Genomic DNA, 13,047 nt, shown 5'->3' on the forward strand with positions numbered 1-13,047 from the left:
AACCTAAAAATGAAATCATACGGATATCCCCTTCTGCAAGAGGGGGCCAAGGGGGAGTCTCTGGCAATGAAATTTTTTCAAATTCAGACCTCGGGTTTAAAGCTATTATTTTATATAAGTTATTTAGGATTTTTCTCCCCCTTGGCCCTCTTAAACGAGCGGGATACTCGTTTTACTGCAGACTTATTGTATTATTGTTGAGTGGTTTGGATGATGTTTGAAACCTCTAAAAATTATGTCAAACGGATATCTCCTCTGCAAGACGACATATTCATCATTAGTTTATAAAACAGATTTTACCGTATAAAGCTTATCATAATTCTAATTTAAGAATCTTGAAACGATGAAGGACTTATAGTGTTATATTATTAGAGTTATGATAATACTAATCCCCAAAAAACAATCTAATATTTTAGTAGTGAGTTCGTAAATTCTAAAAGCTATATTATTTATCTTCATCACTTATAAAGTATTATCTTGCTTAAAGTACGGATGGTTATGAGACAATGATGCTAAAATATTAAATGATGGGTAATTTAATAAAGAGCGAATGGAACTGCTAATATTTGAGTACGAATCAAAACAAAATTAACTTTTAAGCTTATGAATATTAAATCTATAATCTTATATTCTATTTTAATTACTTTAATAGTGTCTTGTGCTAAAAAGATTCCGTCAATAAAGCCGGAATTAAAAAGTATTACTGAAAGTGTCTATGCCTCAGGTTATATTAAGAGTATGATGCAATATGAAATATCAGGTAAGACGAATGGCATTATTGAAAAAATATATGTGACTGAAGGGATGCACGTAAAAAAAGACGACCCGATTTTTAAATTGGATAATAAAAATTCTAGAATTACCACTGAAAATGCAAGACTGGCTTCTACTGCAAATGATTACAAAGTAAATGCTGCCAAATTGCGGGATGCGAAGAAAGAAATAGACCTCGCTGATAAGAAGCTTCAAAATGCTTCATTGTTATTTCAGAGGCAGAAAAATCTATGGAATCAAAACATTGGAAGCAAAGTAGAATTGGAACAAAAAGAGTTGAATTATGAAAACTCAAAAGTTGCTTTAGCAAATGCTAAGTTAAATTATAATGACCTAAGCAGACAATTAAAATTGGCATCTGATCAAAGCAAAAATAATTTAAAAATTGCAAAAATAATGGAGGATGATTTCATTATTAGAAGTGAAGTAGATGGTGTGATTTACAAGATCAATAAAGAAATTGGTGAATTAATCAATGGGGGTGAACCTGCAGCAATAATAGGTACAGATGAATTTGTCATTGAATTAAACATAGATGAATTTGATATTGTAAAAATAAAAAAGGGTCAGCAGGTATTTATTAGAATGGACAGCTATAAGTCAGAAGTTTTTGAAGCGGAGATTATATCTATTGATCCAATGATGAACTTGCGAACAAGGTCTTTTCAGGCAAAGGCAAGTTTTACGAAAAAACCTGCTGAGCTTTATCCCAATCTTACAGTCGAGGCAAATATTGTAATTAGTACAAAACAAAATGTATTGACCATCCCTAGAAATTATTTGATAAACGATACGTCTGTTTTATTGGAGGGGGGAAAAGTTCAAACCGTAAAAACAGGCTTGATGGATTATGATCTGGTAGAAATAAAAAGTGGTTTAGATATTAACTCAATGCTACAACTGCCAAAAGAATGAAAGTAAAACATATCACAGAAATTGCTGCAGCCCTCATGCGTGCCCGATGGAAACAGACTCTTGTAGCAGCTGTCGGTGTTACTTTTAGCATAGCTTTTTTTATATCCCTTCTTGGTTTCATGGAAGGGTTAAATAAACTATTAGATGGTATTGTTTTAAATCGGACCCCTCATGTGCGTCTTTACAATGATATTATACCCTCCAAAATTCAACCTATTGATTTAAGTCAAAAATACAAGGACTTTCATAATTTTATTAGCTCAGTAAAACCAATCAATACCAGGAAGGAAATTTATAATGCGTCACAAATAATAAGTAAACTAGAAAAGGATAAACGAGTAAGAGGAGTAGCCCCAAAAGTAACTGCTCAGGTTTTTTATAATTTAGGAAATATTGATCTGAACGGAATTATAAATGGGGTAGATCCAGAGAAGGAAGCCAAGCTTTTTTCCTTCAATGATTATGTAACTGAAGGTAATTCACGTGACCTTAGAACCATTACGAATAGCATAATTCTTGGCCAGGGAGCAGCTAATACCATGAGGGCAAAAATAGGTGACATGATTACAATTACTTCAGCTGAAGGGGAACAGTTTTCTCTAAAAGTCATAGGTTTTTTCCAATCAGGTATCGCAGAGATAGATAAAGTTCAAAGTTTTGCCAGCTTATTAACAACTCAGAAAATACTGGGAAAGAATAGTAATTATATAAGTGATATTCAAATTAAATTATATGATTTAAATCTAGCCCCCACGCTTGCGAATGAGTATGAAGACTTTTTCAAAATAGACGCAGAAGATATTCAGACAGCGAATGCACAGTTTGAAACAGGAAGCAGTGTGCGATCGATTATTTCATATGCGGTGGGTATCACTTTATTAATAGTATCGGGATTTGGAATCTACAATATTCTGAATATGTTGATATATGAAAAGATGGATACCATTGCCATATTGAAGGCAACAGGTTTTGCAGGTGCAGATGTCAAGAAGATCTTCATCTCAATTTCGTTGAGTATTGGCATAGCGGGAGCAATAGCTGGAGTAATTTTTGGCCTTTTACTTTCATTAATTATTGATGCCATACCATTCCATGCACCCTCATTACCGGCAGTAGACAGCTATCCAATTGATTATGGAATACAATACTATCTGATAGCTGCAATTTTTGCTTTAATCACAACTTACTTAGCTGGGTGGTTTCCTGCCAGAAAGGCAAGTAAGGTTGATCCTGTAATTATAATTCGAGGAAAGTAGATGAGCAATGAAATAGTCTTAGGGGCGAAAAGTATTAATAAATCATTTTTCAATCCTGTTAAAGTGGAGGTGCTGAAAGATGTTTCTTTTAGTCTGTCTCGTGGAGAATATGTCTCAATTATTGGCAGATCAGGAAGTGGTAAATCAACTTTACTCTATATTCTTTCTACTATGGATACGGATTTTGAAGGAGAACTCTTGCTGGATGGAATTAGTATACATAATAAATCAGAAAAACAACTGGCAGCGATTCGAAACGAAAAGATAGGTTTTGTTTTTCAATTCCATTATTTATTGAATGAATTTACGACTTTAAAGAATGTCATGTTGCCGGGGTTTAAATTAGATAAGGTAAATGAAGAAGAGTTGGAAACTAATGCATACGAATTCTTAAAGGATTTAGGTATAGAAAAATTAGCTAACAAAATGGCGTATCAATTGTCTGGAGGAGAGAAGCAACGCGTTGCTATAGCGAGGGCGATGATCAACGATCCGCTTATAATCATGTGTGATGAGCCTACAGGGAATCTGGATAGTAAAAATGCCGATATTGTTTTTAATATTTTTAAAGAGCTTACCGAAACGTACAATAAAACATTATTGGTCGTGACGCACGATATGAGTTTTGCTGAAAAAACAGGACGGATCATAGAGCTGGATGATGGAAGAATAATAAGAGGTTGAGTGATTTAATTATTGAAATGATAACTACAATATAGCATAAGAATTATATTACTTCAAAACTAAATAATTTAGTTAAAAAATGGGTGCTAAATATTATATTATTTTAATAATCATGAGTATTGTTTCTAAGGTTTCTGCTCAAGATAGTCAGCAAATTGACTACATAAAAATGTCTCAAGACTTCTTATATGCAGTCAGAACAAATGAGAACGCTGCTCCCTATCTTGACAGTTTAGCTACTGCAAGTGAAGATTTAGTGGCGCAACAATTAGTTACTGACATTGACAAGAAGGCATTTTTTATAAATCTGTATAATGCTTATACTCAATATATTCTCAAGCAAGATCCCAATAAATATAAAGATAGAAATGAATTCTTTAAGTCAAACCAAATTCTGTTTGCATCCCACAAGGTCAGCCTCGATAAAATAGAGCATGGATTTCTCCGTCACTCCAGGGTAAAGTGGAGTCTGGGATATTTCGGCAAAATTTTTCCCGGAAAATTGGAAAAGAAATTTAGGGTCAAAAAAGTAGATTACCGCATACATTTCACGCTCAATTGCGGAGCTTCCAGTTGCCCATCGATAGCTTATTACAAACCAGAAGGATTAGATGAACAGTTGGACATGGCGACATTGGCATATTTGAAGGGTGAAGCAGAGTACCTTGAAAAAGAAAATACACTATACCTTCCGATGCTTATGAACTGGTTTCGGGGAGACTTTGGCGGCAAAAAAAATGAAATTAAACTGTGTAAAAAGCTGGGAATACTGCCTCAAGATGCAAAACAAAAAATAGCATTCAAGTCTTACGACTGGCAATTATATCTGGAAAACTATAAAGATAATTAGTATTTAGAAATTTAATTTATGACAGTTAAAACTCAAGCACTAATTATATTTGCACGCAGGCCAGAATCAGTAAAAGTAAAGACCAGACTTTCCGCTACTACATTATCGTTTCCCCCAAGATGCACCGCATTCATCACTCGGTCACCAGAACAGAAACAGACTCCAATTACAGTTCAGTGCTCCCTTACTGGGACATTTTGTTCGGAAGCTATATCCGAAAGGTTGAAGAACCTATAGAATTTGGTATAAACGACCGGGCTTGAAATTCATCAACTTATAAGCACGTCCTAAACCCTACACCTGGTATTTTAAAATAGTTGTAACTTTGCCGGAAGATGGCTTTAAATCAGCTACCAAGTTTTAATACCCACTCGGATGAGTGGATGCAACCATGATTGGTCAAATTAGAATTAATAGTTTTCATTGTTATTTTTAGCATAAAAACATATAGAACAGTTACTCGATGTCAAAAAAAGATACAAATGAAAAAGAAATTTCCGAGGAGAAAAATACATCCCCGTTTCTAAATAAATTTGGAATTACCGCCCTCAATCCAATGCAGAAAGAGGCAGGAAATACAATACGGTCGAAGTCGGATGTAGTTTTGCTTTCACCTACCGGGACCGGAAAAACACTTGCTTTTTTGTTGCCTTTGATTGAAAAATTAGATGCAAATTGTTCGGAAATACAAATTCTAATCCTTGTTCCATCTCGTGAATTGGCTCAACAAATAGAGCAAGTCGCCCGAAATATGGGTTCCGGTTTTAAAGTAAATGCCGTCTATGGCGGACGTGCCGGAGCGTTGGATAAAATCGACTTAAAACATCGTCCTGCCATCCTAATTGGAACGCCTGGTCGTGTCGCTGATAGAATAAGAAGGGATAATTTTTCTTTGAATGAAATTCATACTTTAGTGCTTGATGAATTCGATAAGTCATTAGAAGTTGGTTTTGAAGCAGAGATGACGGAGATCGTAGAAGCTATGCCACGTGTTAAACAAAGGATTCTGACTTCAGCTACCAGTGATGTTGGCATACCGAAATTTGTTGGGTTACAAAGGCCTGTTTTTATTAATTACCTTAGGGAAGGCACCTCTCAACTTACCATAAAAACTATCCTTACTTCAGAAAAGGATAAGTTACAATCTTTGAAAAAAGCATTGGCATTTATTGGTCATCAACCGGGCATTGTTTTTTGTAATTTCAAAGAAGCGTTAGAAAGGGTAAGTGTTTTTTTGACTGAAAATATTATCCATCACGAGCGATTTCATGGAGGCATGGAACAGGTAGATCGGGAGCGTGCTTTAGTGAAATTTAGAAATGGCACATGTCAATTGCTTCTGGCAACCGATCTTGCCTCCAGAGGATTGGACATTCCTGAAATCAGATTCATTCTGCACTATCATCTCCCCCCAAGCGAAAAAGAATTCACCCACAGAAATGGCCGTACGGCGCGTATGAACCGTGATGGTGTTGCTTACATTCTTCATTACAAGGATGAAAAATTACCTGAGTATATTCAGGAAATAGTTTCTGAAAGTTTACAAATAGAGGAATTACAAGAAGCAACAATTTCTCCTCCTATAAAATGGAAAACACTTTACATCACAGGAGGAAGGCGTGACAAAATATCTAAAGGAGACATCGCCGGATTATTCCTGAAGCAGGGCCAGATCAATAAAGACCAACTAGGTATCATTGAAGTCAAACAGGATAGCACCTATGTTGCCGTCCATGAAGAGATAGCAGATTTGGTCATTGAAAGGACTAATAATAATAAACTTAAGACGAAGAAGGTAAGAGTGAGTGGGATTTGATGGCGTTTTAACTACAAAAGCTCTCCTATAAATATTCTAAATATATCTCTCCAAAATTCAAGTTCAAAAGCAAATGTTTCATTATGACGAAACTTTGTTTATCTTTAACCGTTTAATGATTAATTAAAATGGACAAACATTTTGAGATCATATTGCTAGAAGAGGCATTTGAATATCTAAGTGGTTTGGAGCGAAAACATTATGAGAAAATATTGTACAACATTCGTATGTCTCAAATAGAACTCGACGGAGACCTCTTCAAAAAGTTGTCAAATGACATTTGGGAGTTTAGAACACTTTATCAAGGTCTTCAACATAGAATGCTTGCCTTTTGGGACAAGACTTCGGCGGTTGAAATATTAGTTGTTTCGACGCACGGATTTATCAAGAAAGGACACAAGGTTCCAGGTAAGGAAATTCAAAAGGCAGTTAACATAAGATCAAAATATTTTGAAGAAATGCAAATTAAAAAGAAAAAGAAATGAAATCATATACGCTAGACCAAGTTCAGGATAAACTTATTGGTAAAATTGGTACTCCTGATCGTGATATTTTTGAATATGAACTTCAAATGGATCTAATCGGAAAAGCAATAAAACAAACACGATTAGAAAGAAACTTAACACAGGAGGAACTTGGAAAATTAATTGGAGTTCAAAAGGCACAAATATCTCGACTGGAAAACAATGCTAGTAATGTAACTATGGACACATTAATTAGAGTTTTTACAGCTTTAAAAGCAAAAGTCAAATTTCAAATAGAACTTCCTAACCTATTTATTAATATCGGGCAATGAGCCATAAACTGAATTTAAATACTAAATAAAATGCCTGACAAGGTTAGAACTGAAATACTTCATTTTTTAAATTAATCAATCCATTTTTCTCGAATAAAATTATTATTTATGAAAACCTCAAAATTAATTACATTACTTTCTCTCCTTCTTTTAATCACCTATGGATTCACATGTGGAATATCTGAAGAAGAGGAGTATAATAATATATATGACTTAGAACTTCCACTGGAGATATTTCCGGTGCAAAAGGTATATCGAATAAATGATACAATTACCCTGGCTGCAACTATTAAAGACCATCGTCTCAAAGATTTAAGAACTCAAAATTTAATTGAGATTAGTTGCACCGGCATACCTATCGGAATTAACATTGGTGTCAGGCACGCCGATTTTAATTTACAGAAAGATGATGATTTATTTGAAATCATTGTTGACACCTCAAATTTTCCAATTTATGAATTGGAAAATAACGGACAAATTTCCTATTTTAAATCTTTTATAGAAGAAAGTATTATAGAAAAAGAGCAAATTTCTGTAATTAAAATAGTACTTAAAAGAAAAGGTGTTTTTAGGATCAGCCCGAATGGAAAAGCAATTTTTATCCATTATGATTTGGATTGTAATACATTCAACCCTATTTTAGATAAAGGCAATATGACACATCTTTTCAATGTGATAAATAATAATCCGGAATTATTGGACCAATCACCACTTCCTCCCAATGTATTTAGTTCAAATGATCAGACACAAAAATTTACAGATGAAAAAAGAATGTATTGGTTTCAGGTAGTAGATTAATAAATCTATGCAAAACAATAGTGAGTTGCAATTAGAAAAAAGTTAATTCACTATTTTTTGAAAGCAAATTACCACTCATGCCTATTGAATGATTTGATATACAGAAATCATGGTTTCGTCCTCCCTATAATGCTATATTTCGATCCTTCACACTTGGTATAAGATGTTTTGATTAATTTGGTGCATTAGATAAACCAGAATTAATAAAATATCCATTATGCCTCCACAAATAATGCTCAAAAACCTTTTATTCCTTTGTTTTTCATTATTCATACAATCTAGTGTATTCAGTCAAGGGACCAGACTTCTCCGCCAACCGGACATTAGTTCAACTCAAATCGTTTTCGAATATGGAGGGGACATTTGGACAGCGCAAAAAAATGGCGGATCTTCCCAAAGAATTACTAGCACCGCAGCCGTGGAATCGAATCCACACTTTTCTCCTGATGGTAAATGGATCGCCTTCAGCTCCAATCGCAGCGGTATCGCACAAGTATATGTCGTAGCATCCGTCGGAGGGGCACCAACTCAATTGACCTGGTATCCTTCCGCGGCATCAGCTCGTGGTTTTACGCCCGACGGAAAAGAAATTTTATTTTCTTCGGGACGGGAGAGTGCACCTACAGGTTATGGGCGTCTTTGGAAAGTTCCAGTAAAAGGGGGTCCTTCAGAATTGCTTCCGGCACCATGGGGCTTCGATGGAAGATATGCACCAGATGGGAAGAAATTAGTAATAGACAGAGTTAGTCGTTGGGATTCCGAATGGAGGCATTATCGTGGTGGACAAAATACTCCGCTTCAGATTTTGGATCTTAAGACTTTAGCAGAGGAGGATATTCCGACTGATGGCAGCGAAGACATACATCCTATTTGGTTGAGTAACGAGATCTTCTTTCTCTCTGACAGGGGATTTATAATGAATGTGTGGTCATATGATGTTTCAACAAAAGCCGTAAGACAGGTTACTAATTTTACAAATGGCGATGTGAAATGGCTGGAAGGAAATGGAAATGAGCTTATAATTGAACAAGACGGTTATCTCCATATTGTAGATCCCATCTACGGCAAAACTACCCAATTGAATATATCAGTAATCGGAGATTTCCCATGGGCTGAAACCCGATTGGAAAATGTGACAGACGAAATCGCCAGCGCCTCATTGTCGCCTACAGGTAAACGTATTTTGGTAGAAGCAAGAGGTGAAATCTTTACAATCCCTGTGGAAAATGGAGATGCGAGAAATCTTACTCAAAGTTCAGGAGCTGCTGATCGAAGACCGATCTGGTCACCCGACGGAAAACAAATTGCCTGGTTTTCTGATAAGGATGGTGAAGGGTATGCTATGTATATCTCTGATCAGGAAGGTACAAAAGCGCCAAAAAAGATCTCAATTGGTGAAAGTAAATTGGCCTGGGAAGCCGCTTGGTCTCCCGATGGAAAATTTATCGCCTTTGCTGACAATGCAGTGAGGGTAAAAGTTCTTGAAATTTCAAATGGTAAACTTTTGAATATAGATGTTGGTGGAACAAATCTTGAAAGAGGCAGTATGGGATTTACCTGGTCGCCTGATAGTAAGTGGCTTGCGTATTCAAAAACTGAAAGCAATAGCTTCAGAAGCATTATGGTCTGGAATGTTGACAGCAAAAAAGTCACATCCCTCAGTAATCCTATGGCCGATGCTATCTCTCCTGCCTGGGATTTGAATGGCAGGTACTTGTACTTTTTAGCGAGCACGAATGTGGCATTGGGTTCAGGTTGGGCCAATACCAGTTCTCAGCAGGCACAACCTACTTTTGGCGCCTACATCACCTTATTGAGAAATGATGAACCAAATCCTTTTCCCTTAAAAACGGATGAAGAACCGGATAGCACGAGCATAGCCAAAACAAAGGATTCAAAAGATACGATAGCCGCATCTAAAAATGTCCGTATCGATTGGAATAATTTGGATACGCGTATCATCGCCATGCCAATACCTACGGGAAATTATGATGGTTTGTTAACCGGACCGAAAGGCTCTGTCCTAATAATTTCGGGATCAAGTTTGAGCAAATATGTTATTGCAGATAAAAAAATGGAAGACCTTGTAAAAGGAGGCTCACAGTTTGCCGTTTCTGCCAATGCTGAGAAAATATTGTTTAAATCCGGGCCCGGATGGAGGGTTGTATCTACTGCCAAACCAGCAGGACCAGGCGAAGGTGGTGTGTCCATGACCTTGCGCATGGAATTGAACAGGATAGAAGAGTGGACACAGATATTCAGTGAAGCATGGAGATACCAGCGCGATTATTTTTATGACAGAAACATGCACGGCAGGGATTGGAAAGAAGTGTGGGATCAATATGCCCCTCTGATGCCATTCATCAGACATCGTGCAGACCTAACTTACATGTTGGATCAATTGGGCGGTGAAGTTTCTGTAGGACACAGTTTTGTGTTTGGAGGAGATTTTCCGGCATTGGATACATCAAGAGTAGGTGTGCTGGGTGCTGACCTTATCGTTGCCGATGGCTTTTGGAAGATCAACAGGATTTATACTGCTGAAAGTTGGAACCCGGAGTTGACTGCACCATTGTCACAACCAAATCTCAAGATAGAGCAGGGCAATTATATCCTTGCCGTCAATGGTAATGACCTAAAAGCATCAGATGATCCATATCAATTCCTGAATGGAAGTGCCGACATGCAAACAGTTTTATTGGTTAATAAAAAACCTTCCAATGATGGCGCCTGGACAGTAATTGTAAAGCCACTCAAGAATGAAAGTGCTCTGCGCCAGCGAGCCTGGGTTGAAGATAATCGCCGCAAAGTAGATGAATTGTCCAAAGGTAAATTGGGCTATGTCTGGGTTCCAAATACCGGCGGTCCTGGATTTAATAGTTTTAATAGATACTATTTTTCACAACAAGATAAACAAGGAGCGGTCATTGATGAAAGATTTAACGGTGGCGGATTATTGGATGATTATATGGTGGATCTGATGGTACGCAGGCTTCGTGCAGCTATTACCAATGAAGTACCTGATGGTAAACCACTCCGTTTACCTGCCGGAATCTTAGGTCCAAAAGTATTGCTGATCAATGAAATGGCCGGTTCCGGTGGAGATTTCTTCCCGTGGATATTCCGCCAGCAAAAAGTAGGACCACTGATCGGAACCCGCACCTGGGGTGGGCTTGTGAAATCTTCTACTCATTATTCCTTTGTAGATGGTGGAGCTATGACGGCACCTGATAATGGAGTTTTTGATCCGATAAATAATAAATGGGTTGGAGAAAATATGGGTATTGCACCGGACATCGAGCAAAAGATCTCAGCTATCGCTGTGTCAAAGGGCAGAGACCTCCAACTTGAAAAGGCAGTGGAAGAAACGTTGAAGCTCTTGGAGAAGGAACCATTTCCTGATGTGAAGAGACCGGCTTATTCTACTCCGGCGAAAAGGGAGAATTAAAATCGGAGATAGAAGTAAAAGAAAGGGTTAGGATTGAACCTTTCACCCTGCAACTGCTATGATTTAAATATAAATATCTCTTGAAAAGTATTTATATTTAAATCATAAAAGTTAATTTCTACTTCTGCAAATGATTAAAACAATTTTCTTCGTCGTTTCCGTCGTATTTTTTATCCAAGTCGATGCTCAACAGGTTATCCATAACAGAAACCATCAAGTAATTTTTAACCTCAAGATTACCGATATTGACAATCCGGATTCAGTGGCTGTCATGTGGTTTTTACAACCTTATATCGATGGTGTGACGGAGGATCATGTGGTTATGTTTCCACATAATCTTAATGATAAAGGGCTTTATCAACAAAGCATTTCTTTTCCGGATTCGATCATTGGTCGGACGATAGCTTATAGATATTTGGCCGCAAATGGTAAAACTGATTTTTGGCGACAAATAGTACTTGAGAAAAATGGAAATCAGAATATACTTGAAAGCTGGGGTTTTGTTGACGGTCTGGAAGGGAAAATAAGACCTACAAAAATGCTTTTTCCAACACCGAATTCACCGGCAGAAAATGATTTATTTGAAAAGCCCTATGTCGGCATTACTACTGATGGGAAGGCAATTGATAATCTTTTCCCAATCATAAAAACGGGATTTTCAACTGCGCCAATCAAAAATGCGGTTGTGACTTTTATCCAAACGCTAACAGAAGAACAAAAAACAAAGTCAATTTTTCCTATTGAATCGAAAGAGTGGAGAAGATGGCACAATATAGAATCCTGGCCAAGAGCAGGTCTTTGTTTGGAAGAAATGAATTCAAGACAAAAAGAATTAGTTTTTAACTTATTGGCAGAAAGTCTTAGTTCCCGAGGTCTTCAAAAAGTAAAAGATATAATGTCTATGGAAGCTTATCTGGCAGTTTTAGTACCGGAAGTGAAAGCCTTAGGCAGAGAAAAATATTGGTTTACATTTTACGGATCACCTTCAGATACTGAACCTTATGGATGGCAAATCGAGGGGCATCACATCGTAATTAATTATTTTGTATTAGGTGATCAGGTGGTCATGACGCCGATTTTTATGGGGTCCGAACCGAATTATATCGAATCCGGAGAAAATGAAGGTTTGCGCACATTCGTCGTAGAAGAAAAAAAAGGCCTCGACTTTTATAAATCTCTCACCAAAAAACAAAAAGTGGAAGCGACCATTTTGCACAAAAAGGAATATGACTTTAATCGTTCAGAGGCATTCAGAGACAATGAAATCATACCCATATCAGGAATTTCGGCTAGAAAATTATCTAAAAAACAACAAAAAGCTCTATTAGAATTAATTGCTGAGTATGTAAATAACCTAAGGGAGGGTCAGGCAATAATTAAAATGGAAGAAGTTCAACATTATTTAAAAGAAACAAATTTCTCCTGGGTTCAAGGAGATAATCCGGATGGTCCTTTTTATTATCGCATCCACAGTCCGGTTATTTTGATTGAATTTGATCATCAAACTCCGGTGTTTATTTACGACCCTTCAAATCCTTATCCCGGTCCTGTCAAAAGCCATATTCACACGGTAGTTCGTACTCCGAATGGCAATGATTATGGTAAGGACCTGTTGAGAGAGCATTTGGAAAAAGAGCATAAAAAGGATAATTATTAACTACCTCTTAAATTCTCGGATTACTAATTTATTAGGAATAGCTTGAAGGTAAA

Annotated in this window: 11 protein-coding genes; all 11 read left to right on the forward strand. The window is 36.8% G+C overall.

The annotated features are described in order from the left end of the window. The first annotated feature begins 651 nt into the window (after positions 1-651). The 11 genes from IPI15_RS00340 to IPI15_RS00385 all read left to right on the forward strand — a co-directional run bounded on the left by IPI15_RS00340 (position 652) and on the right by IPI15_RS00385 (position 12,994). A complete protein-coding gene (locus tag IPI15_RS00340) occupies positions 652-1,689 on the forward strand; it encodes an efflux RND transporter periplasmic adaptor subunit (RefSeq protein WP_287402352.1) in 1,038 nt (345 codons plus the stop codon). Then, a complete protein-coding gene (locus tag IPI15_RS00345) occupies positions 1,686-2,945 on the forward strand; it encodes an ABC transporter permease (RefSeq protein ID WP_287402354.1) in 1,260 nt (419 codons plus the stop codon). Before IPI15_RS00340 ends, IPI15_RS00345 begins: the two co-directional genes overlap by 4 nt. Further along, positions 2,946-3,629, forward strand: a complete 684-nt coding sequence (locus IPI15_RS00350) for an ABC transporter ATP-binding protein (protein ID WP_287402356.1) — start codon at positions 2,946-2,948, stop codon at positions 3,627-3,629. A 112-nt stretch (positions 3,630-3,741) separates the two neighbouring features. Beyond that, positions 3,742-4,479 (forward strand): DUF547 domain-containing protein, encoded by a 738-nt coding sequence (locus tag IPI15_RS00355; protein WP_287402357.1) that lies wholly within the window; start codon positions 3,742-3,744, stop codon positions 4,477-4,479. A 65-nt stretch (positions 4,480-4,544) separates the two neighbouring features. Further along, positions 4,545-4,742: a sterol desaturase family protein gene (locus IPI15_RS19720; RefSeq protein WP_353738757.1), complete on the forward strand. Its 198-nt coding sequence runs from the start codon at positions 4,545-4,547 to the stop codon at positions 4,740-4,742. A 200-nt stretch (positions 4,743-4,942) separates the two neighbouring features. Further along, positions 4,943-6,295, forward strand: a complete 1,353-nt coding sequence (locus IPI15_RS00360) for a DEAD/DEAH box helicase (protein WP_287402359.1) — start codon at positions 4,943-4,945, stop codon at positions 6,293-6,295. A 128-nt stretch (positions 6,296-6,423) separates the two neighbouring features. Beyond that, entirely contained in the window at positions 6,424-6,780 is a 357-nt protein-coding gene (locus tag IPI15_RS00365; RefSeq protein ID WP_287402361.1) for a type II toxin-antitoxin system RelE/ParE family toxin, read from the forward strand. After that, positions 6,777-7,091 carry a helix-turn-helix domain-containing protein gene (locus IPI15_RS00370; protein WP_287402363.1) on the forward strand — a complete coding sequence of 105 codons (315 nt, stop codon included), beginning with the start codon at positions 6,777-6,779 and terminating at the stop codon, positions 7,089-7,091. Before IPI15_RS00365 ends, IPI15_RS00370 begins: the two co-directional genes overlap by 4 nt. 108 nt (positions 7,092-7,199) lie before the next feature. Continuing rightward, entirely contained in the window at positions 7,200-7,889 is a 690-nt protein-coding gene (locus tag IPI15_RS00375) for a hypothetical protein (RefSeq protein ID WP_287402365.1), read from the forward strand. 217 nt (positions 7,890-8,106) lie between these two features. Then, entirely contained in the window at positions 8,107-11,337 is a 3,231-nt protein-coding gene (locus IPI15_RS00380; protein ID WP_287418758.1) for a S41 family peptidase, read from the forward strand. 130 nt (positions 11,338-11,467) lie between these two features. Then, the gene (locus tag IPI15_RS00385; protein ID WP_287402369.1) at positions 11,468-12,994 is read left to right on the forward strand and encodes a DUF3500 domain-containing protein; all 1,527 of its coding nucleotides are present in this window, start codon (positions 11,468-11,470) and stop codon (positions 12,992-12,994) included. Positions 12,995-13,047: the final 53 nt, after the last annotated feature.

The organism is Candidatus Brachybacter algidus (assembly GCF_016707225.1).
Lineage (GTDB): Bacteria > Bacteroidota > Bacteroidia > Chitinophagales > Saprospiraceae > Parvibacillus > Parvibacillus algidus.

Bases quoted from the DNA above. Each gene is read 5' to 3' on its own strand.
- IPI15_RS00345 (WP_287402354.1), top strand. From the start codon at position 1,686: ATGAAAGTAAAACATATCACAGAAATTGCTGCAGCCCTCATGCGTGCC.
- IPI15_RS00350 (WP_287402356.1), top strand. From the start codon at position 2,946: ATGAGCAATGAAATAGTCTTAGGGGCGAAAAGTATTAATAAATCATTT.
- IPI15_RS00355 (WP_287402357.1), top strand. From the start codon at position 3,742: ATGAGTATTGTTTCTAAGGTTTCTGCTCAAGATAGTCAGCAAATTGAC.
- IPI15_RS00360 (WP_287402359.1), top strand. From the start codon at position 4,943: ATGTCAAAAAAAGATACAAATGAAAAAGAAATTTCCGAGGAGAAAAAT.
- IPI15_RS00365 (WP_287402361.1), top strand. From the start codon at position 6,424: ATGGACAAACATTTTGAGATCATATTGCTAGAAGAGGCATTTGAATAT.
- IPI15_RS00370 (WP_287402363.1), top strand. From the start codon at position 6,777: ATGAAATCATATACGCTAGACCAAGTTCAGGATAAACTTATTGGTAAA.
- IPI15_RS00375 (WP_287402365.1), top strand. From the start codon at position 7,200: ATGAAAACCTCAAAATTAATTACATTACTTTCTCTCCTTCTTTTAATC.
- IPI15_RS00380 (WP_287418758.1), top strand. From the start codon at position 8,107: ATGCCTCCACAAATAATGCTCAAAAACCTTTTATTCCTTTGTTTTTCA.
- IPI15_RS00385 (WP_287402369.1), top strand. From the start codon at position 11,468: ATGATTAAAACAATTTTCTTCGTCGTTTCCGTCGTATTTTTTATCCAA.